At 61.4% G+C, this 25,698-nt stretch carries 24 protein-coding genes and 1 pseudogene; 14 read left to right on the forward strand and 11 right to left on the reverse strand.

Annotated elements, in window-relative coordinates; translation table 11 throughout:
- Positions 1-1,708: pseudogene (locus ACTJK7_RS27890) on the forward strand (hypothetical protein); the annotation flags it as partial.
- Between the two features lie 196 nt (positions 1,709-1,904).
- On the opposite strand, the gene ACTJK7_RS27895 reads toward ACTJK7_RS27890, so the two are convergent.
- Positions 1,905-2,900: an AraC family transcriptional regulator gene (locus ACTJK7_RS27895; RefSeq protein ID WP_197869226.1), complete on the reverse strand. Its 996-nt coding sequence runs from the start codon at positions 2,898-2,900 to the stop codon at positions 1,905-1,907.
- A gap of 353 nt (positions 2,901-3,253) precedes the next feature.
- Here ACTJK7_RS27895 and ACTJK7_RS27900 point away from each other — a divergent pair, with 353 nt between their 5' ends.
- Positions 3,254-4,588 (forward strand): dicarboxylate/amino acid:cation symporter, encoded by a 1,335-nt coding sequence (locus ACTJK7_RS27900; RefSeq protein WP_007957758.1) that lies wholly within the window; start codon positions 3,254-3,256, stop codon positions 4,586-4,588.
- 145 nt (positions 4,589-4,733) lie between these two features.
- Positions 4,734-5,915: a CaiB/BaiF CoA transferase family protein gene (locus tag ACTJK7_RS27905; protein ID WP_440781009.1), complete on the forward strand. Its 1,182-nt coding sequence runs from the start codon at positions 4,734-4,736 to the stop codon at positions 5,913-5,915.
- A gap of 110 nt (positions 5,916-6,025) precedes the next feature.
- Here ACTJK7_RS27905 and ACTJK7_RS27910 read toward each other — a convergent pair whose 3' ends face one another.
- Both ACTJK7_RS27910 and ACTJK7_RS27915 read right to left on the reverse strand, forming a co-directional pair.
- Positions 6,026-6,520, reverse strand: a complete 495-nt coding sequence (locus ACTJK7_RS27910) for a SprT family zinc-dependent metalloprotease (protein WP_007957760.1) — start codon at positions 6,518-6,520, stop codon at positions 6,026-6,028.
- A gap of 158 nt (positions 6,521-6,678) precedes the next feature.
- The gene (locus ACTJK7_RS27915) at positions 6,679-7,281 is read right to left on the reverse strand and encodes a Yip1 family protein (protein WP_007957761.1); all 603 of its coding nucleotides are present in this window, start codon (positions 7,279-7,281) and stop codon (positions 6,679-6,681) included.
- 289 nt (positions 7,282-7,570) lie between these two features.
- Here ACTJK7_RS27915 and ttcA point away from each other — a divergent pair, with 289 nt between their 5' ends.
- Both ttcA and ACTJK7_RS27925 read left to right on the forward strand, forming a co-directional pair.
- Positions 7,571-8,395 (forward strand): tRNA 2-thiocytidine(32) synthetase TtcA, encoded by an 825-nt coding sequence (ttcA, locus tag ACTJK7_RS27920; protein ID WP_011335493.1) that lies wholly within the window; start codon positions 7,571-7,573, stop codon positions 8,393-8,395.
- Positions 8,396-8,526: 131 nt separating this feature from the next.
- The gene (locus tag ACTJK7_RS27925; RefSeq protein WP_197869224.1) at positions 8,527-9,201 is read left to right on the forward strand and encodes a DNA-3-methyladenine glycosylase I; all 675 of its coding nucleotides are present in this window, start codon (positions 8,527-8,529) and stop codon (positions 9,199-9,201) included.
- 158 nt (positions 9,202-9,359) lie between these two features.
- Here the strand turns inward: ACTJK7_RS27925 and ACTJK7_RS27930 are convergent, their stop codons facing one another.
- The 3 genes from ACTJK7_RS27930 to arsC are packed head-to-tail and all read right to left on the reverse strand — an operon-like array spanning position 9,360 to position 10,733.
- Positions 9,360-9,785, reverse strand: coding sequence for a DUF2069 domain-containing protein (locus ACTJK7_RS27930; RefSeq protein WP_011335491.1), 426 nt, complete (start codon positions 9,783-9,785; stop codon positions 9,360-9,362).
- A 1-nt stretch (position 9,786) separates the two neighbouring features.
- Positions 9,787-10,383 carry an NAD(P)H:quinone oxidoreductase gene (gene wrbA, locus ACTJK7_RS27935; RefSeq protein ID WP_011335490.1) on the reverse strand — a complete coding sequence of 199 codons (597 nt, stop codon included), beginning with the start codon at positions 10,381-10,383 and terminating at the stop codon, positions 9,787-9,789.
- Positions 10,380-10,733, reverse strand: a complete 354-nt coding sequence (arsC, locus tag ACTJK7_RS27940) for an arsenate reductase (glutaredoxin) (RefSeq protein WP_323151573.1) — start codon at positions 10,731-10,733, stop codon at positions 10,380-10,382. The genes wrbA and arsC overlap by 4 nt, the downstream gene beginning before the upstream one ends.
- A 114-nt stretch (positions 10,734-10,847) precedes the next feature.
- Here arsC and ACTJK7_RS27945 point away from each other — a divergent pair, with 114 nt between their 5' ends.
- Positions 10,848-11,315 (forward strand): TlpA disulfide reductase family protein, encoded by a 468-nt coding sequence (locus ACTJK7_RS27945; protein ID WP_102688139.1) that lies wholly within the window; start codon positions 10,848-10,850, stop codon positions 11,313-11,315.
- Positions 11,316-11,447: 132 nt separating this feature from the next.
- Here the strand turns inward: ACTJK7_RS27945 and ACTJK7_RS27950 are convergent, their stop codons facing one another.
- Positions 11,448-11,852 carry an META domain-containing protein gene (locus ACTJK7_RS27950; protein ID WP_323151572.1) on the reverse strand — a complete coding sequence of 135 codons (405 nt, stop codon included), beginning with the start codon at positions 11,850-11,852 and terminating at the stop codon, positions 11,448-11,450.
- Positions 11,852-12,286 carry a hypothetical protein gene (locus ACTJK7_RS27955; RefSeq protein WP_197869221.1) on the reverse strand — a complete coding sequence of 145 codons (435 nt, stop codon included), beginning with the start codon at positions 12,284-12,286 and terminating at the stop codon, positions 11,852-11,854. The genes ACTJK7_RS27950 and ACTJK7_RS27955 overlap by 1 nt, the downstream gene beginning before the upstream one ends.
- Positions 12,287-12,419: 133 nt before the next feature.
- Here ACTJK7_RS27955 and ACTJK7_RS27960 point away from each other — a divergent pair, with 133 nt between their 5' ends.
- On the forward strand, positions 12,420-12,860 hold the full coding sequence (locus ACTJK7_RS27960; RefSeq protein WP_197869220.1) for a hypothetical protein: 441 nt from the start codon (positions 12,420-12,422) through the stop codon (positions 12,858-12,860).
- 10 nt (positions 12,861-12,870) lie between these two features.
- Here ACTJK7_RS27960 and ACTJK7_RS27965 read toward each other — a convergent pair whose 3' ends face one another.
- A complete protein-coding gene (locus ACTJK7_RS27965) occupies positions 12,871-13,860 on the reverse strand; it encodes a 2-hydroxyacid dehydrogenase (RefSeq protein WP_085655755.1) in 990 nt (329 codons plus the stop codon).
- Between the two features lie 83 nt (positions 13,861-13,943).
- Complete coding sequence (locus ACTJK7_RS27970; RefSeq protein ID WP_064383560.1) at positions 13,944-16,697, reverse strand: response regulator; 2,754 nt, start codon at positions 16,695-16,697, stop codon at positions 13,944-13,946.
- A gap of 216 nt (positions 16,698-16,913) precedes the next feature.
- Between ACTJK7_RS27970 and ACTJK7_RS27975 the strand changes: the two genes are divergently transcribed.
- The 7 genes from ACTJK7_RS27975 to ACTJK7_RS28005 all read left to right on the forward strand — a co-directional run bounded on the left by ACTJK7_RS27975 (position 16,914) and on the right by ACTJK7_RS28005 (position 25,357).
- A complete protein-coding gene (locus ACTJK7_RS27975) occupies positions 16,914-17,636 on the forward strand; it encodes a response regulator transcription factor (protein WP_108562996.1) in 723 nt (240 codons plus the stop codon).
- The gene (locus ACTJK7_RS27980) at positions 17,623-19,047 is read left to right on the forward strand and encodes a sensor histidine kinase (RefSeq protein WP_108562995.1); all 1,425 of its coding nucleotides are present in this window, start codon (positions 17,623-17,625) and stop codon (positions 19,045-19,047) included. The genes ACTJK7_RS27975 and ACTJK7_RS27980 overlap by 14 nt, the downstream gene beginning before the upstream one ends.
- Before the next feature lie 139 nt (positions 19,048-19,186).
- A complete protein-coding gene (cysM, locus tag ACTJK7_RS27985; protein WP_197869232.1) occupies positions 19,187-20,089 on the forward strand; it encodes a cysteine synthase CysM in 903 nt (300 codons plus the stop codon).
- Positions 20,089-21,474 (forward strand): 23S rRNA (uracil(1939)-C(5))-methyltransferase RlmD, encoded by a 1,386-nt coding sequence (rlmD, locus tag ACTJK7_RS27990; RefSeq protein WP_108562994.1) that lies wholly within the window; start codon positions 20,089-20,091, stop codon positions 21,472-21,474. Before cysM ends, rlmD begins: the two co-directional genes overlap by 1 nt.
- A gap of 88 nt (positions 21,475-21,562) precedes the next feature.
- Positions 21,563-23,806: a GTP diphosphokinase gene (relA, locus tag ACTJK7_RS27995; protein WP_085745095.1), complete on the forward strand. Its 2,244-nt coding sequence runs from the start codon at positions 21,563-21,565 to the stop codon at positions 23,804-23,806.
- Positions 23,807-23,954: 148 nt separating this feature from the next.
- Positions 23,955-24,788 (forward strand): nucleoside triphosphate pyrophosphohydrolase, encoded by an 834-nt coding sequence (gene mazG, locus ACTJK7_RS28000; protein ID WP_039772901.1) that lies wholly within the window; start codon positions 23,955-23,957, stop codon positions 24,786-24,788.
- A gap of 26 nt (positions 24,789-24,814) precedes the next feature.
- A complete protein-coding gene (locus ACTJK7_RS28005) occupies positions 24,815-25,357 on the forward strand; it encodes a DUF2058 domain-containing protein (RefSeq protein WP_108562993.1) in 543 nt (180 codons plus the stop codon).
- A 96-nt stretch (positions 25,358-25,453) separates the two neighbouring features.
- Here the strand turns inward: ACTJK7_RS28005 and ACTJK7_RS28010 are convergent, their stop codons facing one another.
- A complete protein-coding gene (locus ACTJK7_RS28010; protein ID WP_039772867.1) occupies positions 25,454-25,642 on the reverse strand; it encodes a hypothetical protein in 189 nt (62 codons plus the stop codon).
- Positions 25,643-25,698 lie beyond the last annotated feature (56 nt).

Genomic DNA, 25,698 nt, shown 5'->3' on the forward strand with positions numbered 1-25,698 from the left:
TCGGGATGCGACGGGCAAGACCAGCTATTCGAATCCGTTGGAGTTTGTCGTAGGGACGGCGGCGGATGACAAGCCGCAAATCACCTCGGCCAAGGGCTTTCAAAGCAATGAGGAAATCCGCGAAGGTGAAACCACCGTCGAAACCAGCGCGACGTTCGAAGGCAGCGCCGCCAAGGGGCAGAGGGTCGAGGTGTTTGATGGCACGACACCCAAAGGCCAGTCCACTGCCGATCTAGTGACCGGCATCTGGACGCTGACGATTACCGACATGTCCCTGACAGGACACAGTTTCTCGGCCAAAGCCTTGTACGGCTCCGGACAATCGTCGACACCGCGGACCTTCAATGTGACGGCGGTTATTGATCCGACCATTACCCGTGTGAACGAAAACACCGCCACCGGTGCGGCCGTTGCGATCGGAGGATCGACCATCGCGCCCACGTTGGTGATCAGCGGCAAGCTGAGCCTTGGCCAGCAGGGTGAGTTGTGGGATGGCAGCGGTGCGAGTGCGAAGTCGTTGGGCAAGGTGGCGGCTGATGCGAAGGGCGACTATTCGAAAACCGTCACGGCCGCGCCGGGTGCTCATCGGTTCTACATTCAGTCGCTGTATCACCCGGGCAAACCTGTGTACTCCATTCCTCATACCTTGACCGTCGTGGCCGTCGTTGTGCCGACCATCGACAAGGTGAACGAAAACACCGCCACCGGTGCGGCCGTTGCGATCGGAGGATCGACCATCGCGTCCACGTTGGTGATCAGCGGCAAGCTGAGTCCTGGCCAGCAGGGTGAGTTGTGGGATGGCAGCGGTGCGAGTGCAAAGTCGTTGGGCACGGTGACGGCTGATGCGAAGGGCGACTGTTCGAAAACCGTCACGGCCGCGCTGGGTGCTCATCGATTCTACATACAGTCGCTGTATCATCCGGGCAAACCTGTGTACTCCATTCCTCATACCTTGACCGTCGTGGCCGTCGTTGTGCCGACCATCGACAAGGTGAACGAAAACACCGCCACCGGTGCGCTCGTTGCGAACGCAGGATTCGCCACGGCGACCACGCTGGTGATCAGCGGCAAGCTGAGTCCTGGCCAGCAGGGTGAGTTGTGGGATGGCAGCGGTGCGAGTGCAAAGTCGTTGGGCAAGGTGACGGCTGATGCGAAAGGCGACTATTCGAAAACCGTCACGGCCGCGCAGGGCGCGCATCGATTTGTCGTCGAGTCGCTGTATCACTCGAGTCAGACGTATTCAAAAGAGTACACACTAACTGTTGTTACCCTGGTCTCTGGTCAAGAAAACTTTGAATCTGAATCTCTTCAACTATTTAAATTGAATAGGAAGGTTTCTTTCAGAAGCGGAATGCAGTTTGTTTGGCTGTCTGGGTATGGGACGATTCCATATCTTTTTTTACCAATTCAAGATCTTTACAGCCATTGGGGTCGTGTGGCTTTGGCAATGTTTGGCAGAAATGAACATCGATTTGAGCTTCCTGGGACAACCAAAACAATCAAATTTGACTACTATGCGCCGCTCGGAGGCTCGATTACTTTTTACGACGCCATTGGTGTCGTTGAAACAAAACAAGCTCCCAAGACAAATGTTAGCGCTCCTTTTATCTATACGGCGATCGCGGGACGTTTTATCACGCACTTTGAAATTGTTAATCCTATGAACTCAGGGGGGGATTTCCTTATAGATAATATTTATTGGTCTTAGGTGTAAAGAAATGGGGACGCATGTATTTTTCACGGAAACAGATCTCAGGACATCAGGGCATTATGTCGATGTTTTAGGGATTCGATGACTACTTGATGATCAGCGAACAATCGGAAACGGTCCTCGCGGCCGTTTTCGTTTCCGACAGACGAATAATCAACGCTTGGAGCTTTGGCCCATCGGCTTGTATTGATACTCACGCCTGCGCCCGATAAGCCCCCGGCGTCAGCCCCGTCCACTTCTTGAACGCCCGATGAAAAGCCGACGGCTCGGAGAAACCGAGTTGTTCGGCGATCTGTTGCAACGACAGATCCGCGCGCCCAAGGTGATAAATCGCGATGTCCCGTCGCAACTGATCCTTCAATTCCTGAAAACTGGTGCCTTCTTCGCGCAAATGCCGGCGCAGGGTTTGCGGGCTGATGTGCAGGTGCGCGGCCACGGCTTCGAGGTCCGGCCAGCGTGCGCTGTCGTGGCTGAGCAAGCGCCGTAGCCGACTGCTCAGGCTGTTGCCGTCGTCCGGGCGTGACAGCAAATCGGCGGGGGAGCGTTCGAGGAAATGCTTGAGGGTGCGTTCGTCCTGCAACAGCGGCATGTGCAGATAGCGACTGTGAAACACCAGGCTGCTTTGCGTTGCGGAAAATTCCAGCGGGCATGAAAACAGCAAATCGTATTCCGCCCCGTGCGCCGGTTTCGGATAGCTGAAACTCGCCTGTTCCAGACGAATCCGCTGGCCGATCAGCCAGCTGCCGAGGCGATGCCAGATCACCAGCAGGCTCTCGCTGAGAAAGTGATCCGGGTCCCACAATTGCGCATCGTCGAGGCTCAGGCGCACCCATTCGTCTTCATGGGTCAGGGTCAGGCGCGGGGCTTCGGGGAATAGGCTATAAAACAATAAGCCGCGTTGCAGAGCCTTCTCCAGGCTGCGGCAATGAATGATGGCGTGGCACATCATGGCGAAGCTGCCGGGCTTGCTCGGTGCGTTGCCAAAACCCAGGTATTCGTCGTCCAGGGCCAGCCACAGGTTCTGGATCAGTTGGGTGAATTGCTCCGGGGCGATCCGTGCGCGCGGCTCGTCGAGCAGTTCGGGACTGATGCCCAGTTGCTGCAGCAGGTCCGAATAGTCGTAACCCGAGCGCCGCGCGCCACCGAGGGCGGCGCGGGCAAAGTGACTGGCGATTGTGCGTTCGCGCATGGGCGGCAGATCCTTCCTCTGGCGACCGATGGTAGCGGTTGCCTTTGATCGGTAACAAGGCGGATTTCCGCCAAATTGTAGGACGAGGTCGGGCGAGTTGGCGGAAATCCGCCACACTTGAGTAACCGAACGGTGACACGGAAAAGCCCGCATCCCCTGATATCAAAAGGCTTGCAGCGATTTGCACCAAAGTGGCACGCCGTTTGCGATAAGAGCGACAGAAGCGTGCGCCGAGCCGGTCCGGAACAGCGCCGTTCGACACAACAAATCCCTCCAGTGCAGGAGGGTTCGCAATTCAGGTGTCGCGTTCAACAGATGGATGTTGCCGCGCGGGACTCTTGAGGAACTTTGCAATGACGACTCGTCAGCCACTGTACAAATCCCTGTATTTCCAGGTGATCGTCGCAATCTGTATCGGTATTGCGCTCGGCCACTACTACCCGCAGTTCGGCGTGGCCGTAAAGCCGCTGGGTGACGGGTTCATCAAACTGATCAAAATGATCATCGCCCCGATCATCTTCTGCACCGTGGTCAGCGGTATCGCCGGCATGCAGAACATGAAATCGGTCGGCAAGACCGGCGGTTACGCACTTCTGTACTTTGAAATCGTTTCGACCATCGCCCTGCTGGTCGGCCTGATCGTGGTCAACATCGTGCAACCGGGCAACGGCATGCACATCGACGTCAGCACCCTCGACGCCTCGAAAGTCGCGACCTATGTTGCTCAAGGCGCAGACCAGAGCGTTGTCGGCTTCCTGCTCAACGTGATCCCGACCACCATCGTCGGCGCGTTCGCCACCGGTGACATCCTGCAAGTGCTGATGTTCTCGGTGATCTTCGGTTTCGCCCTGCACCGCCTGGGTGCCTACGGCAAGCCGATCCTGGACTTCATCGATCGCTTCGCCCACGTGATGTTCAACATCATCAACATGATCATGAAGCTCGCGCCAATCGGTGCCTTCGGTGCGATGGCGTTCACCATCGGTGCCTACGGTGTCGGCTCGCTGGTGCAGCTGGGTCAACTGATGATCTGCTTCTACATCACTTGCCTGGCGTTCATCCTGATCGTGCTCGGCGGTATCGCTCGCATGCACGGTTTCAGTGTGCTGAAGATGATCCGTTACATCCGTGAAGAGCTGCTGATCGTACTGGGTACTTCCTCTTCGGAATCGGTACTGCCACGCATGCTGATCAAGATGGAGCGTCTGGGCGCGAAGAAATCGGTGGTGGGTCTGGTGATCCCGACCGGCTACTCGTTCAACCTCGACGGCACCGCAATCTACCTGACCATGGCGGCCGTGTTCATCGCTCAGGCGACCGACACCCACATGGACATCACTCACCAGATCACCCTGCTGGTGGTGTTGCTGCTGTCCTCCAAAGGCGCAGCCGGTGTGACCGGTTCGGGCTTCATCGTGCTGGCGGCCACCCTGTCGGCGGTAGGTCACCTGCCGGTGGCCGGTCTGGCGCTGATCCTGGGTATCGACCGCTTCATGTCCGAAGCCCGCGCCCTGACCAACCTGGTCGGCAACGCCGTTGCCACCATCGTTGTGGCCAAGTGGGTCAAGGAGCTGGACACCGACGTGCTGGACGCCGAGCTGGCCTCGGGCGGTCGCGGTATCGCCGATACCCGTCCTGAAGATGACCTGGGCGTGGCCGAAGGCCCGACCCCGAGCAATGTGAAGTAAGCATCGCTTGAATGGAAAAACCCGCCTCGGCGGGTTTTTTCTTGCCTGCTGTTTGAGCGCAACGGTCAGCGCAACTGATGCATCCGGTAATTGCCCCATCGCCGAGGGCTGCCTAGGCTGCATGCATCGTTGATGGAGATTGCCCATGTCTGCACCGTTGGCCTCACTGAAGATTCTGGATTTCTCGACCCTGCTGCCGGGGCCGTTCGCCTCGCTGCTGCTGGCGGACATGGGCGCCGAAGTGCTGCGCATCGAGTCGCCGACCCGCCTCGATCTGGTGCGGGTGTTGCCGCCTCACGATCAAGGCGTCTCGGCCAGTCATGCCTATCTCAATCGCAACAAGCGCAGCCTGGCGCTGGACCTCAAGCAGCCCGAGGCGCTGGAGCTGGTCAAGCAGTTGCTGGCGGACTACGACATCGTGCTGGAGCAATTCCGACCCGGAGTGATGGAGCGGCTGGGGCTGGGTTACGAGGCGCTGAAGGCGATCAATCCGAAGCTGATTTATGTGTCGATCACCGGATACGGCCAGACCGGGCCGTACAAGGACCGCGCCGGCCACGACATCAACTACCTGGCGCTGGCCGGGCTCTCCAGCTACACCGGTCGCGCCGACAACGGGCCGTTGCCGTTGGGCATGCAGGTAGCGGATGTGGCGGGCGGCTCGCTGCACGGGGTGATCGGCCTGTTGGCAGCGGTGATTTCCCGTCAGCAGACCGGGCAGGGCACCCATCTGGATGTGAGCATGACCGACTGTGTATTCAGCCTGAATGCCATGGCCGGTGCCGGGTATCTGGCCTGCGGCGAGGAGCCGCGCTGGGAAGATCAGATGCTCAATGGCGGCAGCTTCTACGATTACTACCGCTCCCGCGACGGGCGCTGGATGTCGGTGGGCAGTCTGGAGCCGGCCTTCATGCAGCAATTGTGTGCGGCGCTGGGCCGGCCGGAACTGGCGGCGCAGGGTTTGTCGCCCAAACCCGAGCAGCAGCGGGCGCTCAAGGACGACTTGAAGGTCGAGTTCGAGAAGCATGACTTTGCCGAACTGTGCGAGCTGTTCGCCGGGATCGATGCCTGTGTCGAACCGGTGTTGAACCTGGGCGAGGCGGTGCAGCATCCGCAATTGCAGGCGCGGGAACTGGTGACGCAGGTACCGCGTGGGGATGGCTCGGTGCAGGCGCAGATCGCGTGTCCGCTGAAGTTTTCCGAAGCATTGCCGGCGCCGCGACATGTCGGCGCGGCGCTGGGGCAGCATACGGATCAGGTGTTGGGGGAATTGGGCTTGAGCCCTGAGCGGATTGCCGAACTGCGTGCCGCGAAAGTGGTTTTGTAGCTCGTTCCCACGCTCTGCGTGGGAATGCCGCCATGGACGCTCCGCGTCCACTGTGACGCAGAGCGTCACGGAATACATTCCCACGCAGAGCGTGGGAGCGAGATGGGGTCTTATTCCACCCGCATTTCACCACTGAACACCAATGTGTTGCGGCAACGCCGGCACAGATAGCGCCGCCCCTGCCTGACCAGGCTATGGCGCTGGGCCGAAAACGGGAAATCGCTGTCGGCACACGGGCATTTATAGATGTAGCGGGTCACGCTGCGGCGTTTGACTTCATAGGTATGGCAGCGGTCCGGCGGCAATTCGTAAACGCCGCGCATGATCAGTTGCCACTCCTCGCCGTGGGGCTGGATGCGATCGCCGAACAGCTGATGGGCGATCAGGTGCGCGACTTCGTGGGCCACGGTCTGCTTGAGGAAATGTTCGGTGTTTTCCCGGTACAGCTGCGGATTGAAGCGCAGCAGGTTCTCGTGCAGATGCGCGACCCCGGCTTTTTGCCCGCGCAGCTTGAGGCTCACCACGGGGCGTTTGAAGGGACGTTTGAAAAAGGATTCAGCGAGTTGGAAACAGTCTTCGACGCGGGTATTGAGTTGCTCGGGCATGCTTGATGGATCTCCAGAGATTTGGAGTATGCCGCAACCTTTCGGCGTTGCGTATCGCCAAACTGCCGAATGGTCGCGACGTTTATTCCAGGCATGAGAAGGCCGCCTTGCGGCGGCCTGTGTTGGCGGATCTTGTTCTTCTCGGGTTGGATCGGTCGTCAGTTGGTGTAGACGGGCCCCACGCCCAGTCCCCAGACAATCACGGTAAACGCCATGATGGCGACCAGCACCACCAGACCCACCGCCAGCACCGAGCTGGAAAACAGGAACCCCTCGTCGGACGGAATGTTCATGAAGGTCGGCAGCCCCACATACAACAGGTACACCGTGTAGCAGATGGCCGCCGTGCCGACGATCATCCCCAGCCACATGTGCGGATAAAGCGCCGCCAGCCCACCGACGAACAACGGTGTCGCGGTGTAGGTGGCAAATGCCACGCAACGCGCCAGGCTCGGGTTGGCGTCATAGGTGCGGGCCATCCAGTGCACGAAGGCACCCATGACCGCGACCCCGCCGAGCATCGCCAGGTAAGACATGATCGTCATCCACAACGCGCTTTCGACGGTGAGCATCACCGGTGCGCGGTTGCCGATCACCCAGCCGACCTGAGTCGTGCCGATAAATGCCGAAACAGCGGGGATCGCCGCCAGAATCAGCGTGTGCGTCAGGTACATGTGGCTGATGCTTTCTTCCTGGTCGCCACGGATTTCCTTCCATTCCTGATCGGGGTGGGTAAAAAGTCCCACTACGTGATGGATCATGCCAGTCACTCCTCTCGTTATTGCCATCGCCCCCCAGCGGAGCGCCTACGGGCCAATGCGGCCGAGCAAATACAGGTCTTCAGATTGTGTGCGACCTTATGTCGCAGTATAGAAAGGTCTTAACCGCACAGGTGGTAGGGGCTTAGAGCAAATCGCGCTGTAAACCTTCGGGGTAATCGCGTCGGGGTCTGTGCAAACGGGCATTTGAGGGGGCGACAACCTGTGGCCACAAGCCAAGTGTTTTTGCGTAAAATGCCCGCCTTTCGTCACACCTCACGGATTTCGCGTCATGGGCACTCTTACGGTCAACCAGAACAAACTGCAAAAGCGCCTGCGCCGCCTGGCCGGCGAAGCCGTCACCGACTTCAACATGATCGAAGACGGCGACAAGGTCATGGTCTGCCTGTCCGGGGGCAAGGACAGCTACACCATGCTCGACGTGCTGATGCACCTGCAGAAGGTTGCACCGATCAAGTTCGAGATCGTCGCCGTGAACATGGACCAGAAGCAGCCGGGTTTCCCCGAGCACGTGCTGCCGGCCTACCTGAAAGAGCTGGGCATCGAGTACCACATCGTCGAGAAGGACACCTACTCGGTGGTCAAGGAGCTGATCCCGGAAGGCAAGACCACCTGCTCGCTGTGCTCGCGCCTGCGTCGCGGCACGCTGTACACCTTCGCCGACGAAATCGGCGCGACCAAAATGGCCCTCGGTCATCATCGCGACGACATCGTCGAGACGTTCTTCCTCAACATGTTCTTCAACGGCAGCCTCAAGGCCATGCCGCCGAAGCTGCGCGCCGATGACGGGCGCAACGTGGTGATCCGTCCGCTGGCCTACTGCAACGAGAAAGACATCCAGGCCTACTCGGACTTCAAGCAATTCCCGATCATTCCGTGCAACCTCTGCGGTTCCCAGGAAAACCTGCAACGCCAGGTGGTCAAGGAAATGCTCCAGGACTGGGAACGCAAGACCCCGGGCCGCACCGAAAGCATTTTCCGCAGCCTGCAGAACGTGATCCCGTCGCAACTGGCTGACCGCAACCTGTTTGACTTCACCAGCCTGAAGATCGACGAGACGGCGGCTTCGCGTTTCGTCAATGTGGTGAACCTGTAACACCGTCACTGTGGGAGCGAGCTTGCTCGCGATTGCGGTGTGTCATCCAGTGTTGATGCCGGCTGACACGACGCTTTCGCGAGCAAGCCCGCTCCCACATTGGTTTTTCGTTTCATTCAAAAGGAGAGGGCATGCGCGACTACAAGTGGCTGCACGAATACTGTCTGAACCGCTTCGGTTCGGCGGCTGAACTGGAAGCCCATCTGCCCGTTCCCAAGACCCCGGCGCAACTGCGCAAGATCAGCGACGACCGTTATCTCTCGACCATGGCCCTGCGGGTATTTCGTGCCGGGCTCAAGCACAGTCTGGTGGACGCCAAGTGGCCGGCCTTCGAAGAAGTGTTCTTCAAATTCGACCCGGAAAAGGTCGTGCTCATGAGCGCCGAACACCTTGAGCGATTGATGCAGGATGCGCGGATCATCCGTCACCTGGGCAAACTCAAAAGCGTGCCGCGCAATGCGCAGTTCATTCTGGACGTCGAGAAAGAGAAGGGCAGCTTCGGCGCGTTGCTGGCCGACTGGCCGGTGACCGACATCGTCGGTTTGTGGACCTATCTGAAAAAGCACGGTCATCAATTGGGCGGCTTGTCGGCGCCACGGTTCTTGCGGATGGTTGGCAAGGATACGTTTGTGCCGAGCTACGACGTGGTCGCGGCGTTGAATGCGCAAAAGATCGTCGACAAGGTGCCGACCAGCCTGCGGGATCTGGCGACGGTGCAGAATGCGTTCAACCAGTGGCATGAAGAAAGCGGTGGACGGCCGATGAGCCAGATCTCGATGATGCTGGCGTACACCGTCAACCATTGAGAAGTACTGCACTTGATCGTTCCCACGCTCTGCGTGGGAACGCCGCCCGGGACGCTCTGCGTCCCTGAGACGCGGAGCGTCTCTTTATGCATTCCCACGCAGAGCGTGGGAACGATCCCGAAACCTGTGGGAGCTGGCTTGCCAGCGATAGCGGTCTGTCAGGCGACGGAGACTTCGCCTTCGCCCGCCAGTTTGCGATTGAGCTGATACCGCCACCGCACATACAACAGCGCCGAGCAGAACACCGCCAGACTGGCGATCATCTCCAGCACGCCAAACAGCTGCCGGCTCGGGTCATATGCGGCCAGCGCGCCCTTGATGAAATACAGATTCACCACAAAGCACATCCACGAATGCCCGCGTGCGCTGCCCATGATCATGCCCGGTGCGAGCACGATCCACGGGATCAGCTCGATCAGCAGAATCACCCACGGCCGCGCGCCGTGCAGGTCGGCGAACACCAGGTAATACGCGGCGAGCAGTCCGGCCAGGCCGAAAAAGCACAGCAGACTGATCACCCGCATCGCCCGCACTCGTGGTTCCAGCCATTCGACGGCGGGCAGGACTTTCGGCTTTCTGGCCATCTCAGTTCCCCAGTTTCCGGGCCGTATTGGCCAGGCGTGCACCAAGAGCGCGGCACAGCGCCACTTCGTGCTGATCGAGGCCGCTTTTGCCGTCTGCCCCGGCGTGATGGCTGGCACCGTACGGCGTGCCGCCGCCCTGGGTTTCCAGCAGCGCCGACTCGCTGTAAGGCAGGCCGGTGATCAGCATGCCGTGGTGCAGCAGCGGCAGCATCATCGACAGCAGGGTGGTTTCCTGACCGCCGTGCAGGCTGGCGGTGGAGGTGAACACCCCGGCCGGTTTGCCGACCAGCGCGCCGGTCAGCCACAGGTTGCTGGTGCCATCGAGGAAGTACTTGAGCGGCGCGGCCATGTTGCCGAAACGGGTCGGGCTGCCGAGGGCCAGGCCGGCGCAATTCTTCAGGTCATCCAAAGTGGCGTACAGCGCGCCTTCATCCGGAATGTCCGGTGCCACGGCTTCGCACTCGGTGGAGATCGCCGGCACGGTGCGCAGGCGCGCTTCGAGGCCGGCCTGCTCGACGCCACGGGCAATCTGCCGGGCCATCTCGTTGGTCGAGCCGCTGCGGCTGTAATACAGAACCAGAATGTACGGCGCACTCACGGCAGCAGCTCCAGGACCTGCTCCGGTGGACGGCCGATGACGGCTTTGTCGCCGGCTTCGAGAATCGGTCGCTCCATCAGCTTGGGATGCGCCGCGATGGCTTCGATCAATTGTTTCTCGGTGAGACTGGCATCGGCCAGATTCAAGGTCTTGTACTCGTCTTCGCCGGTGCGCAGCAGTTGCCGGGCGCTGATGCCCAGCTTGCCGAGCAAGGCCTTGATCTGCGCGGCGTCCAGCGGGGTTTCGAGGTAGCGCACCACGGTCGGCGTCAGGCCACGGGCTTCGAGCAGTTCGAGCGCACCGCGGGATTTCGAGCAGCGCGGGTTGTGATAAAGCGTCAGATCGGTCATGGGCGGGTCGCTTCTTGCGTAGAGTGGCGGCTATTCTAACTGTGCAGCGCGCAATCCAGAACCTTGGGAGGCGATGGGTCGCAGGCGCATTCAATTTTTCACAAGGAACACGACATGACACGGGCACTGGCAGCGGCATTGACGATCATCGGGGCGTTGATGCTGGGGGGCTGCGGTAACGACTACGGCATCGATCAGAACGGACAGAAAGTGGCGTCCGAGCGCCTCGACAAACAATGGGTCGTGCTCAACTACTGGGCCGAATGGTGCGGCCCGTGCCGCACGGAAATCCCGGAACTCAATCACCTGGCGGACGAACTCAAGGGCAAGAAGATCGGCGTGTTCGGGGTCAACTTCGACAACGTGCAGGGGGAAGAGCTGAAGAGCGCCAGCGAGAAGCTGGGCATCAAGTTCACCGTGCTGGCGCAGGATCCGGCGGAACTGTTCGAACTGCCGCGCAGTGAAGCCTTGCCGGTGACCTACATCATCGACAACAAGGGCAAAGTGAGGGAACAGCTGATGGGCGAGCAGACGGCGGCGGGGGTGATGGCGAAGCTCGAGGCATTGCAGGCGACCAACTGATTCGCCTTGGCTGATCGTTCCCACGCTCTGCGTGGGAACGCCGCCCCGGACGCTCCGCGTCCGCTGTGACGCAGAGCGTCACGGGATGCATTCCCACGCAGAGCGTGGGAACGATCATTCAGTGCAGCAGGATCAGCCTTCTTCCAGCCACCAGCGCAACGGCTTGCCTTCAGCCGGCCAGAAGCGTATCTGCTCGATCGGCGAGATGTCCCAGCGCTCCACATGCTCCAGGGCTTGGAGGAAGCGTTGCTCCTGCTCCATCAGCGCCGGTGCGCAGAGTTTGCGGGTCTTGCCGATCTTGCCGAAGCTCAGCTTGTCGCCTTCCAGGGTGTACGGCGCGAACCAGTGGTTGCAGCCGCCATTGCCATAGGCCCGGCCATCATCGCCGAGGGTCACGGTCAGGTGGCTGTAGTCCATCAGCGGACGCTCGCCGATCCATTCCAGAATGTAGCTGCGGTTTTGTTGCAGTTGCACAGGCTCCGCGGCGCAACCCATCAGGCCGGCGCCGACAGCGGCGGTCAGGGCCAGGTGTTTCATCACGCCGGCTCCTGGCATTTCGGGCACAGATGTTTGTCGCCGATGGCTTTCCAGCCCAGCTCCGCAATACGTGCGGTGGCGGCCGGTTTTTCCGCAGGCTTGCCCAGTTTGGCGTCCACGGCGAATTCGAAGCTCAGCTCCTTGGCGCAGCTGTCGCAGTTGACCTGCCAGGTGTGGATCGCCAGTTCACCGAACACCGGACCGGTGGTCATTGCGGTCCATTGACCCGGCGGATTGATCAGGTGGCGGACGGTGTCGACGGTCAGGCGCATGGACAAGTCCTTGCTGCCTTTGAGGGTCACGACGAGCACGTCGCCGATGCGGATCGAGCCACCGTTGCCGGTAACCTGATAGCGGCCCGGAACCAGGGCGCGGCATTCGGTGAGGGTGTGTTGCGGGTTCATCAGGGTGTAGCGGAAATCGTGTTCGACCATGGGTCCTCCAAATATGCGCGACATGCTAGCACGGGCTTGATTGCAGAATGATGCGCGCGTGCGACCTTCGATCCGGTTCAAATCGACACCGCAGTCGTGGCAAACTGCCGCCTTCATTTTCAAGGAACGGAACATGGCGCTGATCGAATGTTATGAATGCAAGCGGAGCATCAGCTCCGAAGCCACGGCGTGCATTCATTGCGGAGCCCCGCTGGCAGAGGCGCAGGCGCCTCAAGCCGAAAAGGGCACGTCGACAATTTCCTTCGGTAGCCTGCCGCGCAACAAGGCAGTGCCCGAGGCCTACGTTCCGCCGCCGGCCCCCGAGCGGCCGAAGATCATGCCCGCCGCTGCGGGGCGACGCCGTCGTTCGCAGCCTGTCGAGCCGGTGCTGAACCCGGACGGCTCGCGCCCGGTGGAAGGCTGGCTGAAGATCATGGCGTTTCTGATGCCGCTGGTGTTTGTCTGGTTCCTGCTGCGCAGCGGGCACTCCCTCAAACAACGTTTGCTGGGGTTCGGCTGGCTGGCGCTGTTGATCCTGTGCGTGGCGATTACGCCGACGCCGCCTCCGGTCTGAGTCCGTTCGTTCAGCCTTCGACCTGGTTCTGCGGCGTGCCCGCCGCCCAGGTCGCAATGTTGTGCAGGGTGGTCGCGGCAATCGCGCCCAGCGCCTCATGGGTCAGGAACGCCTGATGCGCGGTAACGATCACATTGGGGAACGTCAGCAGCCGCGCCAGCACGTCGTCCTGTAGCGGCAGGTCGGAACGGTCCTCGAAGAACAGCTGCGCTTCCTCTTCATACACATCCAGTCCCAGATAACCGAGCTGGCCGTCCTTCAGGGCGTCGATCAGCGCAGGCGTGTCCACCAGACCGCCACGCCCGGTGTTGATCAGCATCGCCCCCGGTTGCATGTGCGCCAGCGAATCGCGGTTGATCAGGTGTCTGCTCTGTTCGTTGAGCGGGCAGTGCAGGCTGATGATCCGCGACTGCGCCAGCAGATCCGGCAGGCTCAGGTAGCGCGCGCCCAACGCTTCGACGGCAGGGTTAGGATAAGGGTCGTAGGCCAGCAGTTCGCAGCCGAAACCGTGCATGATCTTCGCGAAGGTCGCGCCGATCTGCCCGGTGCCTACGACGCCGACGGTTTTGCCCACCAGATCGAAACCGGTGAGGCCGTGCAGGCTGAAATCGCCTTCGCGGGTGCGGTTGTAGGCACGGTGCAGGCGTCGGTTGAGGGCGAGGATCAACGCCACCGCGTGCTCGGCCACCGCATGGGGCGAGTAGGCCGGTACCCGCACGACGGCCAGCCCGAGGCGTTTGGCGACGGCCAGGTCTACATGGTTGTAACCCGCCGAACGCAAGGCGATCAGGCGTGTCCCGCCGGCCACCAGACGTTCGAGCACCGGGGCGCTGAGGTCATCGTTGATGAATGCGCAAACCACTTCGTGATGCTCGGCCAGCGCTGCGGTATCCAGACTGAGCCGGGCCGGCTGGAAGTGCAGTTCGATCCCGGCCGGGCAGTCGGCGGCGAGGAAACTGTCGCGGTCGTAGGTCTGGCTGCTGAAAACGATCGTGCGCATGAAATCCTCCTGGAGCATCGACGCGGGCGCAATTCACCCGCGACAACTGTAGCCGCGTCGGCGTTGATCGGTATTGCCGTGGATCAGGCGCTGATCTTCGCCTGGGCTGCCAGACGATTGATCGCCCGGTCCAGCTCGTCCAGCGCGGTCGAGGCCTTGGGATCGTCCTGCTTGAGCAGGGTTTCGCTGCGCTGGCAGGCGGCGCGCAATTGCGGCACGCCGCAGTAGCGAGTGGCGCCATGCAGGCGGTGCACCCGTTCAAGCAGAGCGTTCTGATCCTGATGGTCGCGGGCGGTGCGGATGGCTTCCCGGTCGGCTTCGAGCGAGGCCAGCAGCATCGCCAGCATGTCCGCCGCCAGATCCGCCTTGCCGGCAGCCAGGCGCAAACCTTCTTCGTGATCGAGAATCGGCAGTTCCTGATTGCCCAGCAGGCTTTCACCGCCTCGGTCCGGCGCCTGATTGCGCAGTGCAAGACCCGTCCACTTCAGCACGACCTGCGCCAGTTGCCGCTCGCTGATCGGCTTGGTCAGGTAGTCGTCCATGCCGCTTTGCAGCAGCGCGCGTTTTTCATTGGCCATGGCGTGGGCGGTGAGGGCGACGATCGGCAGCGGCGTGCAATGGCGCTCGCTTTCCCACTGGCGAATGGTTTCGGTGCTCTGGCGTCCGTCCATGCCGGGCATCTGCACATCCATCAGCACCAGATCGAAGCTTTCGCTCTGTACCGCCTTGACCGCGGCGTAACCGCTTTCCACGGCCAGCACCTTGGCGCCCATGTCTTCGAGCAGGGTCTGCACCAGCAACAGGTTGGCCGGGTTGTCATCGACACACAGCACTTTCGGCGCGCGGCTCGACAGCGGTTCGCCCGGTTCGCTGCGCGACTGGCGCGGGTTGACCATGTCCGACAGCGCCCGACGGAGTTTGCGAGTGCAGGCCGGTTTCGATTGCAGCTGGCTGTGAGGGTTGGGCACCGAAAGGTGATACAGCGTCAGCTCGGTGGTCGGGCACAACACCAGCACCCGGCAACCGAGGTGCTCAAGGTCCCAGATATGCTGGTTCAGGCGTTCCGGCGGCATGTCGTTACTGGTGATGCCGAGCACGGCCAGATCGATGGCCTGATCGGTCTGATGGGCGCCGGTGACGCCGTTGGTCAGGCTTTCCAGGGTATTGAACGGCGTGACGTCGAGGCCGCAGTCTTCCAGTTGATGCTGCAGTGCCTGACGCGCCAGCTCGTGATTTTCCAGCACCGCCACCCGGCGCCCGAGCAATGGCGCGGCGGGCAGGTCTTCGGCATCGTCGCGGGTCTTGGGCAGGTTCAGGCTGATCCAGAATTCCGAGCCTTCACCCGGCGTGCTGTCGACGCCGATTTCGCCGCCCATCTGTTCGATCAGACGCTTGGAAATCACCAGCCCCAGACCGGTGCCGCCGGGTTGGCGCGACAGCGAGTTGTCGGCCTGGCTGAAGGCCTGGAACAACGCGCGCACGTCCTGGTTCGACAGGCCGATACCGGTGTCCTGAATGCTGATGCGCAACTGCACGCTGTCATCGTTTTCTTCTTCGAGCATGGCGCGAGCAACGATGGTGCCTTCGCGGGTGAACTTGATCGCGTTGCTCACCAGATTCGTCAGGATCTGCTTGAGTCGCAGCGGATCGCCGACCAGCGACAGCGGCGTGTCGCGGTACACCAGACTCACCAGTTCCAGCTGCTTGGCGTGGGCAGCGGGTGCGAGGATGGTCAGGGTGTCCTGCAACAGGTCGCGCAGGTTGAACGGAATATGGTCGAGCACCAGTTTGCCGGCCTCGATCTTCGAGAAATCGAGGATCTCGTTGATGATCCCCAGCAGGCTGTCGGCGGACTTTTCGATGGTGCCCAGGTAGTCGAGCTGGCGCGGGGTCAGCTCGCTTTTCTGCAACAGGTGGGTGAACCCGAGAATGCCGTTCAGCGGTGTGCGGATCTCGTGGCTCATGTTGGCGAGGAATTCGGATTTGATCCGGCTCGCTTCCAGCGCTTCCTTGCGGGCCAGGTCCAGTTCGATGTTCTGGATCTCGATGGTTTCCAGGTTCTGGCGCACGTCTTCGGTAGCCTGATCGACGCTGTGCTGCAATTCTTCCCGGGCGTTTTGCAGGGTGCCGGCCATGCGGTTGATGCCGGACGCCAGTTCATCCAGCTCCTGACTGCCCAGTGGCGGCAGGCGGGTTTCCAGGTGACCGTCCTTGAGCTGCGCGACGGCCTGTTTGATCTGGCTCAGCGGGCGGTTGATCGTGCGGCCCATGCGCAAGGCCAGCAAGGCAGCGCCGGCCAGCCCCGCGCCAATCAGCAACAGACTGGCGAACAGGCTCCGATAGCCGCGCAACAACATACCGTTGTGCGACAGCTCCAGTTCCACCCAACCGAGTAAACGGTCGGACTCTTGCGGGATCAGCTCGCCGGCGAGGTTGCGGTGTTTGCCGAAGACCGGCAGCAGATAGCGGGTGGCGTCGTTGCCGCTGCGTCGCAGCAAATGCGCGCTGTCGCCGCTCGGCGCCTGATTGAGCATGGTCGGACCGGCGTGGGCGAGGGGCGAGCGATCGGGCGCGAGGAAGGTCACGGCGCGCACGTCCGGTTGTTCGAGGGACTGGGTGGCGATGCGCTCGAGCAATTCGGCATCGCCGTGGCCCATGGCCGGGGCTACCAGCGGGGCCAGTTGCTCGGCGATCATTTCGCCGCGCTGCATCAATTGGGCTTGCAGGTCGGACTGCTGCGTCCAGGTGAAATACCCGCCCAGCACCAGTGCCATCAGGCTGGTCGGCAACAGGGTCAGCAGCAACACGCGACCTTTGATTCCCAGTTTCTTGAGCACGCCTTTCTCCTGCATCCCGCTGATTGTTGACTCACACGTGCGTCCGGCACGCGGTATCGGCGCAGTGTAGCGATTTGCTCAGGGACGTTGTCGGGAAAAATGATGTCGTTGTTCTTCGCTTGGGCACCTGTCATCTGTCCGACAGGTCAAGCTTGGGTTGCCGGGCGCGGGGCAATCTTGAATAATCGCCCAACTGAGAATTATTTGCAGATAGTCATGACTCCTGTCTCCATTGGCCAACCCCGCATTCTTTCCATCGAAGACGACCCCGTCCTCGGTGCCTATGTCCATGAACATCTGGGCCGCAGCGGCTTTCAGGTCACCTGGTGCCAGAACGGCAGCGAAGGCCTGAGTATCGCCCGACGCCAGCCGTTCGATGTGGTGTTGATGGACATTCTGTTGCCGGGGCTCGATGGACTGAATGTCCTGACCCAACTGCGTCAGAGCCATTCCACCCCGGTGTTGCTGATGTCGGCCCTCGGTGCCGAGGCCGACCGTATCAGCGGGTTCCGCCTTGGCGCCGACGACTATTTGCCCAAACCCTTCAGCATGGCTGAGCTGCATGTGCGCATTGAAGCGATCCTGCGCCGGGTCGCCCTTGATCGTCGCCCGACGGCCGTCGCTGCGGTGGTGCCGGTCGGCGGGCTGCGTTTCGACGACGAGCAGTGCGAGGTGTTCTACCTCGACCAGCCCGTCGGCCTGACCCGCAGCGAATACCGTCTGCTGGAAACCCTCAATCGCAACGACGAGGAAGTGCTGAGCAAGGCCTTCCTTTATCAGCACGTCCTGCAACGCGGTTATGCGGCCCACGACCGCAGCCTTGATATGCACATCAGCCAGATCCGCCGCAAACTCAAGTCGGTCGGCTACACCGAGCGGGAAGTGCGCACGGTGTGGGGCAAGGGTTACGTTCTGAGTGCCGTCGATGAAAGTGTCTGACCTGCCGGGCCGGCACTCGCTGTTCTGGAAACTCGCCTGCCTGCTGGTGGCGTTCTGTCTGCTGATGATCTGGCTGAGCTGGTCCTGGGGCCGGTACATGGAGCAGCGCAATCAGTTTCTCTCCGATGACGCCCGTCGCACGTTGAGCCGGTATGCCGCCGAGGCCGAGCGCGCCTGGCAGCAGGGCGAGCGCGATGGCATCGACAGCTGGTTGCAGAGCATGGAATTGCGCGAGGCCGGCTGGGTCGGCGTGATCGGCGGCAATCTACAGTCGCTGGGCAGCCAGCCGCTGAACGCTCAGGCGCTGCAGCGCCTGACCTTCCTGCGCGGCCTTGACTGGCCGATTCACAAAAAGGGTCGGCCGTGGCTGCGCGTACCGTTCCCCAGTGACCCGACTGCCGGCAGCCTGGTCATCGAGTTGCCCGAGCGATTTCTGCCGGGAAAATACCGGGTGTTCTGGCGAGTCATTACCAACGGGGTGATTCCTGGTCTGTTCACCTTGCTGCTGTGCGTCGGCCTGTATCGCCTGCTGGTGGTGCCGCTGAACAATCTGCGCGAGCAGGCCAATGCGTGGCGCGCCGATCAATTGAATGTGCGGTTGTCGAGCGGCATCACCCAGCGCCCCGATGAACTCGGCGAACTGGCCCGTGCCTTCGATTCGATGTCCGAACGCCTGCAATCCACCGTGGCCCTGCAACAGCAACTGCTGCGCGACCTGTCCCACGAACTGCGCACACCCCTGAGCCGGCTGCGGGTCGCCAGCGAAAGCGAGCAGCAGTTGCAACCGTTGCGCGAGCGCATCGGTCGCGAAGTCGACGTGATGCAGCGACTGGTGGAAGACACCCTGCAACTGGCCTGGCTCGACACCGAGCGCGCACCGTTGCCGGACGAAGCGATCCAGATTCAGGCGCTGTGGGAAATGCTCACGGAAAACGCCTGCTACGAAAGCTGCTGGCCGGCCGGGCAGTTGCAGTGCGGCGTTGAAGCGTCCTGCTGGGTACGCGGCAATCTCAACACCCTGGCCCAGGCCCTGGAAAACATTCTGCGCAACGCCATTCGTCATTCGCCACCGGGCGGCATTGTGCGGCTCGAAGGTCGGCGGGATGGCGATTACTGGCACTTGTGGCTGGAGGACGAGGGCGGCGGCGTGGCCGACGCGGACCTTGAGCGGATCTTCTCGCCCTTCATTCGCCTCGACGGCTCGCGGCCGGGGGACGGTGGATTTGGTCTGGGGCTGAGCATCGCGAGAAATGCGGTGCAACGCCAGGGTGGAACCCTGTGGGCCGAGAATGGCCCGTCGGGATTGCGCTTGAATCTGCGGTTGGTGGCGGATGACAGTGCTGTCAGTCCCGACGTCTTCGCTGGCAAGCCAGCTCCCACAGTGGACATGAGTCGCCAGCAGATTGTGTGAACACCACAAAAGTCTCGCCACTGGCGCGACTTTTACTGCTTATTCCAAGAAACCATAAGCACCACACTTTGCGTGATATGGCCTGCGCAGGTTTGCCGGTATGATAGGCGCCCCCGCTGTCCGGATTGCGAAAAACGCCATGACCTTGCAGTACCCAACCATCGCCGATTGCGTCGGCAACACGCCGCTGGTGCGTTTGCAGCGCCTGCCCGGTGTCACCAGCAACACCCTTTTGCTCAAGCTCGAAGGGAACAACCCGGCGGGTTCGGTCAAGGATCGTCCGGCGCTGTCGATGATCACCCGTGCCGAGTTGCGCGGGCAGATCCACGAAGGCGATACGCTGATCGAAGCGACCTCGGGCAACACCGGGATCGCCCTGGCGATGGCCGCCGCGATCAAGGGTTACAAGATGATCCTGATCATGCCGGACAACTCCAGCGCCGAGCGTAAAGCGGCGATGACCGCGTACGGCGCAGAGCTGATTCTGGTCAGCCAGGAAGAGGGCATGGAAGGCGCTCGCGATCTCGCCCAGCGGATGGAAGCCGAAGGCCGTGGCAAGGTGCTGGATCAGTTCGCCAACGGCGACAATCCTGAAGCGCACTACACCACCACCGGCCCGGAAATCTGGCGTCAGACCCAGGGTTCCATCACCCATTTCGTCAGCTCCATGGGTACCACCGGCACCATCATGGGCGTGTCGCGTTATCTCAAGGAGCAGAACGACAAGGTGCAGATCGTCGGTCTGCAACCGATGGAAGGCTCGGCCATTCCCGGCATCCGCCGCTGGCCGCAGGAATACCTGCCGAAGATCTATCAGGCCGATCGCGTCGACCGCATCGTCGACATGGCGCAAAGCGAGGCCGAAAACGTTACCCGGCGTCTGGCCCGCGAAGAAGGCATCTTCTGCGGCGTGTCCTCGGGCGGTGCGGTGGCAGCGATGCTGCGCCTGTCCAGAGAAGTTGAAAACGCGGTGATCGTTGCGATCATCTGCGACCGTGGCGACCGTTACCTGTCGACCGGCATTTTCGACGCGCCCAACTGATGGCCAAGCACGAGAGAGGCCTGCGCTTCCAGCCCACCGGCGGCAGCAAGGCCCCGCAAATCCCGACCGGCAAAAAGCAGCGCCTGAGCATCGAGCGCCTGGCCAATGACGGTCGCGGCATCGCGTTTTTTGAAGGCAAGACCTGGTTCGTCCTCGGCGCTCTGGCGGGTGAGGAGGTCGAAGCGCGGGTGCTCGGCGCCCACGGCAAAGTGGTCGAGGCGCGTACCGAGCGCGTATTCAGCGCCAGTGAATTGCGTCGTCCCACACCTTGCCAGCATGCCGGCCGTTGCGGCGGTTGCAGCGTCCAGCATTTGCCCCACAACGAACAGCTTGCCCTGAAACAGCGCATGCTCGCCGAGCAGTTGTCGCGAGTCGCCGGTGCCGAGCCCGAGGAGTGGGCGGCGCCGTTGACCGGTCCCGAATTCGGCTACCGTCGCCGCGCCCGGATCGCCGTGCGCTGGGACAGCAAGGCCAAAAAGCTTGAAGTCGGCTTCCGTGCCGCCGGCAGCCAGGACATCGTCGCGATCAGTGAATGCCCGGTGCTGGTACAGCCCTTGCAACCGATCATGACCCGCTTGCCGGAGATGCTGCGTCGCTTGAGCAAACCTCAGGCGCTGGGGCATGTCGAATTGTTCAGTGGCTCGTCACTCGCTGTTCTGCTGCGTCACATGGCGCCGCTGTCCGAGGCCGACCTGACGATCCTCAAGGATTTCTGCGCGTTCCATGAAGCGCAGCTCTGGCTGCATGGCGAAGGCGAACCGCAGCCGGTGGATGATGCACAGTCGCTCGGTTATCGCCTGGAACAATGGGATCTGCAACTGGCCTACCGGCCGGGGGATTTCATCCAGGTCAACGCCGGGGTCAACGAGGCCATGGTCGCCCAGGCGCTGGAGTGGTTGAAACCGACAGCGGATGAGCGCGTGCTCGACCTGTTCTGCGGTCTCGGCAACTTCGCCCTGCCGCTGGCGAAAGCTGCGCGTGAAGTGGTGGCGGTCGAAGGCGTGCAGACCATGGTCGATCGCGCGGCAGCGAATGCCGCCAGCAACAATTTGCATAACACAAAGTTTTTTCAGGCCGATTTATCTCAGCCTTTGACCGATGCCCAGTGGATCGGAAACGGCTTTTCTGCGGTACTCTTGGACCCACCGCGCGACGGTGCTTTCGAGGTGGTGCGCAAGCTGGCGGCCTTGGGCGCCAAACGGTTGGTGTACGTGTCGTGCAACCCTGCAACTCTGGCGCGCGATACGGTCGAATTGATCAAGCAGGGCTACCGGTTAAAACGTGCCGGGATTCTCGATATGTTTCCTCAGACGGCACATGTCGAGGCCATGGCGTTATTTGAAGCGAGCCAGGATGGCTCGTCTGATCCGACTGGTCGTCCGTAGCGCTCGCCTTGGCCCCGCGAGCGCGAACGGGCATTGACGGTCAGTGATTTGACGCATTGAATCTGCGTCGTAGGGAAGGTAAAGCAAGATGGTACAGGTGAGAGCACACCAGCCGATCAACACTGACGGCAGTATCAATCTCGAGGCTTGGCTCGATCATGCGGTCAGTGTCGATCTGGCACTGGATCGCGAAGCCTTGAAAGAGGCCTGCGAGTACGCTCGCCAGGCCGAGCAACAGTCCAATGCGGCGAAGAATCTCTGGTCCGAAGGCAGCGGCAGTTTCAGCACGGGCCTTGAGATCGCCGAGATCCTTGCCGACCTCAAGCTCGATCAGGACTCGCTGGTTGCCGCGGTTCTGTATCGCGGCGTACGCGAAGGCCAGATCGAACTCGCGGCGGTCAGCCAGCGCTTCGGCCCGGTGGTCGCCAAACTGATCGACGGCGTGCTGCGCATGGCGGCAATCAGCGCCAGCCTCAGCCCTCGCCAGTCGATGGTGCTCGGCACCCAGGGCCAGGTGGAAAACCTGCGCAAGATGCTGGTGGCGATGGTCGACGACGTGCGTGTCGCGCTGATCAAGCTCGCCGAACGCACCTGCGCGATCCGTGCGGTGAAAACCGCCGACGACGAAAAACGTAACCGGGTCGCCCGGGAAGTGTTCGACATCTATGCGCCGCTCGCGCATCGACTCGGCATCGGCCATATCAAATGGGAACTGGAGGACTTGTCCTTCCGTTACCTGGAACCCGATCAATACAAACAGATCGCCAAGCTGCTGCACGAGCGGCGGCTCGACCGCGAGCGTTTCATTGCCGACGTGATGACCCAGCTCAAGGACGAACTGCAGGCCACCGGCGTCGAAGCCGACATCAGCGGCCGGGCCAAACACATCTATTCGATCTGGCGCAAAATGCAGCGCAAGGGTCTGGAATTCAGCCAGATCTACGACGTGCGTGCGGTGCGCGTGCTGGTGCCGGAAATGCGCGACTGCTACACCGCGCTCGGCATCGTCCACACCCTGTGGCGGCATATCCCGAAAGAATTCGACGACTACATCGCCAACCCGAAAGAGAACGGCTACCGCTCGCTGCACACGGCGGTGATCGGCCCGGAAGGCAAGGTGCTGGAAGTCCAGATCCGGACCCATTCGATGCACGAAGAGGCCGAACTCGGCGTCTGCGCGCACTGGCGCTACAAGGGTACCGACGTCAAGTCCGGCTCGAACCACTACGAAGAGAAAATCTCCTGGTTGCGTCAGGTCCTCGAGTGGCACGAAGAGCTGGGCGACATCGGTGGTCTGGCCGAACAGCTGCGGGTCGATATCGAGCCGGACCGGGTCTACATCTTCACCCCGGACGGTCACGCCATCGACTTGCCGAAGGGCGCGACGCCGCTGGACTTCGCCTACCGCGTGCACACCGAAATCGGTCACAACTGCCGTGGCGCGAAAATCAACGGGCGCATCGTTCCGCTCAACTACAGCCTGCAGACCGGCGAGCAGGTCGAGATCATCACCAGCAAGCACGGCACGCCGAGCCGTGACTGGCTGAACCCGAACCTGGGCTACGTCACCACGTCCCGGGCGCGGGCGAAGATCGTGCACTGGTTCAAGTTGCAGGCGCGCGATCAGAACGTCGCGGCGGGCAAGACCCTGCTCGAACGCGAACTCAGTCGCCTCGGCCTGCCGGCGGTGGATTTCGACAAGCTGGCCGACAAGGCCAACATGAAAACCGCCGAAGACATGTTCGCCGCTCTCGGGGCCGGCGACCTGCGTCTGGCGCAACTGGTCAACCTGGCGCAACAGCTGGTCGAGCCGGAACGCGGCAACGAACAGCTGGAGCTGATTCCACGCAAGGCCACCGGCTACAAGCCGGGCAAGCGCGGCGACATTCAGATCCAGGGCGTCGGCAACCTGATGACCCAGATGGCCGGCTGCTGCCAGCCATTGCCGGGCGATGCGATCGTCGGTTACATCACCCAGGGCCGTGGCGTGAGCATTCACCGTCAGGACTGCGCCTCGGTGCTGCAACTGGCCGGGCGCGAGCCGGAGCGGATCATCCAGGTCAGCTGGGGCCCGGTGCCGGTGCTCACCTATCCGGTGGACATCGTCATCCGCGCCTACGACCGATCCGGTCTGCTGCGTGACGTCTCGCAGGTGCTGCTCAACGAGCGGATCAACGTGCTGGCGGTCAACACCCGCTCGAACAAGGAGGACAACACCGCGCTGATGTCCCTGACCATCGAGATTCCGGGTCTGGACGCGCTGGGGCGGTTGCTGGGGCGGATTTCCCAGTTGCCGAACATCATCGAAACGCGGCGTAACCGGACCCCGTGAAGATGACTTTGATTGATCGTTCCCCCGCTCTGCGTGGGAATGCCTCTAGGGACGCTCCGCGTCCAGTGACGCGGAGCGTCACGGGCTGCATTCCCACGCGGAGCGGGGGAACGAGCAAGATCGCAGAAAGGGTTGAGTGAGATTTTGTATGTACAGCCTTGAAGACCTGCTGCACCTGATGAACCGTCTGCGCGACCCGCAGTACGGTTGCCCGTGGGACATCAAGCAGACTTACGCGACCATCGTCCCGCACACCCTTGAAGAGGCCTACGAAGTTGCCGACGCCATCGAGCGCGGCGACTTCGACCACTTGCAGGGAGAGTTGGGCGATCTGCTGTTTCAGGTGGTGTATTACAGCCAGCTGGCGCGGGAGGAGGGGCGGTTCGAATTTGCCGGGGTAGTCGACAGCATCACCCGCAAGCTGATCCGTCGCCATCCGCACGTGTTCCCCACTGGCGATCTGTATGCGCCGCTGGACGTGCCGCGTCTGAACGAGGAGCAGGTCAAGCAGCGCTGGGAGGAGATCAAGGCCGAAGAGCGAGCCGAGAAATCCGCCGAGCCGCAGCAACTGTCACTGCTCGACGATGTGCCGGCTGCGTTGCCGGCGTTGTCCCGCTCGGCCAAGTTACAGAAGCGCGCAGGGCAGGTCGGTTTCGACTGGCCGGATGCCTTGCCGGTGCTGGACAAGGTCCGGGAAGAGCTCGATGAAGTGCTCGAAGCCATGTCCGAAAATGACCCGCAAGCGGTGGCCGACGAGATCGGCGATCTGCTGTTTTCGGTGGTCAATCTGGCCCGGCACCTGAAGGTCGATCCGGAAACCGCATTGCGTGGCGCCAACGCCAAGTTCGAACGACGTTTCCGTTTTATCGAACAGGCATTGCGCGATACCCACCGACCCATGGAAGATTGCACCCTCGAAGAGTTGGACGCCCTGTGGGGCGAAGCCAAACGTCAGGAAAAGAATTCGCCCAGCTGTGGCTGAGCCGTTGCCCAAGTGAGTAAGCATCAATGAGCCTTTCCCTTCGCGACCAGTTGCTCAAGGCAGGACTGGTCAACCAAAAGCAGGCCAAGCAGGTCAGCAAAGACAAACAGAAACAACAGCGCCTGGCCCACAAAGGCCAGATCGAACTGGACGACTCCCAGCAGCGTGCTGCCCAGGAAGCCATGGCCGAGAAGGTCAAGCGCGACCAGGAGCTGAACCGTCAGCAGCAGGAGAAGGCCGAGGCCAAGGCCCGCGCTGCGCAGGTCAAGCAGTTGATCGAAGTCTCGCGTCTGCCAAAGCTGACCACCGAGGACTACTACAACTTCGTCGACGACAAGAAGGTCAAGCGCATCTCCGTCAACACGCTGATGCGCAACAAGCTCAGCAGCGGCTCGCTGGCGATCGTGCACCATGCCGGCGGCTACGAAGTGATTCCTCGTGAGGCGGCCCTGAAGATTCAGGAGCGCGATCCACATCGCATCGTGCAGCTCAACGAGAAGGTCGAAGAGGTCAATGCCGAGGACGATCCGTACGCGGCCTATGTGATCCCTGATGATCTGATGTGGTAATCGTGTCCAGTCGGGCTGCGAAGCGGCCCTGAAGCACCCAACAACGACAAACCCCGCTCATGGCGGGGTTTGTCGTTTTCAAAGCTGTGGTTTGATTCAGGCGGATTTCCGATCCCGCTGCTGTTCCTGCAGTTCCAGTTCGGCCTTGTAATTGTGGGCGTCGATCTCGTTGTGGAACATGCCGACCAGCAAGTCTTGTTGATGCACATCCCAGATCCGTACGCCGGCGGCTACGCCTTCATGGGACATGTGTGAATCGTCGCGTTCAGTTACTTTTACAGTCATCTGCTAGCTCCAAATCTCAAGTTATCTGCAGCAAGGCGTGTGCAGGACTCTGTTAT

The sequence above is a fragment of the Pseudomonas sp. 22085 genome (assembly GCF_052045815.1).
Taxonomy (GTDB): Bacteria; Pseudomonadota; Gammaproteobacteria; order Pseudomonadales; family Pseudomonadaceae; genus Aquipseudomonas; species Aquipseudomonas glycinae.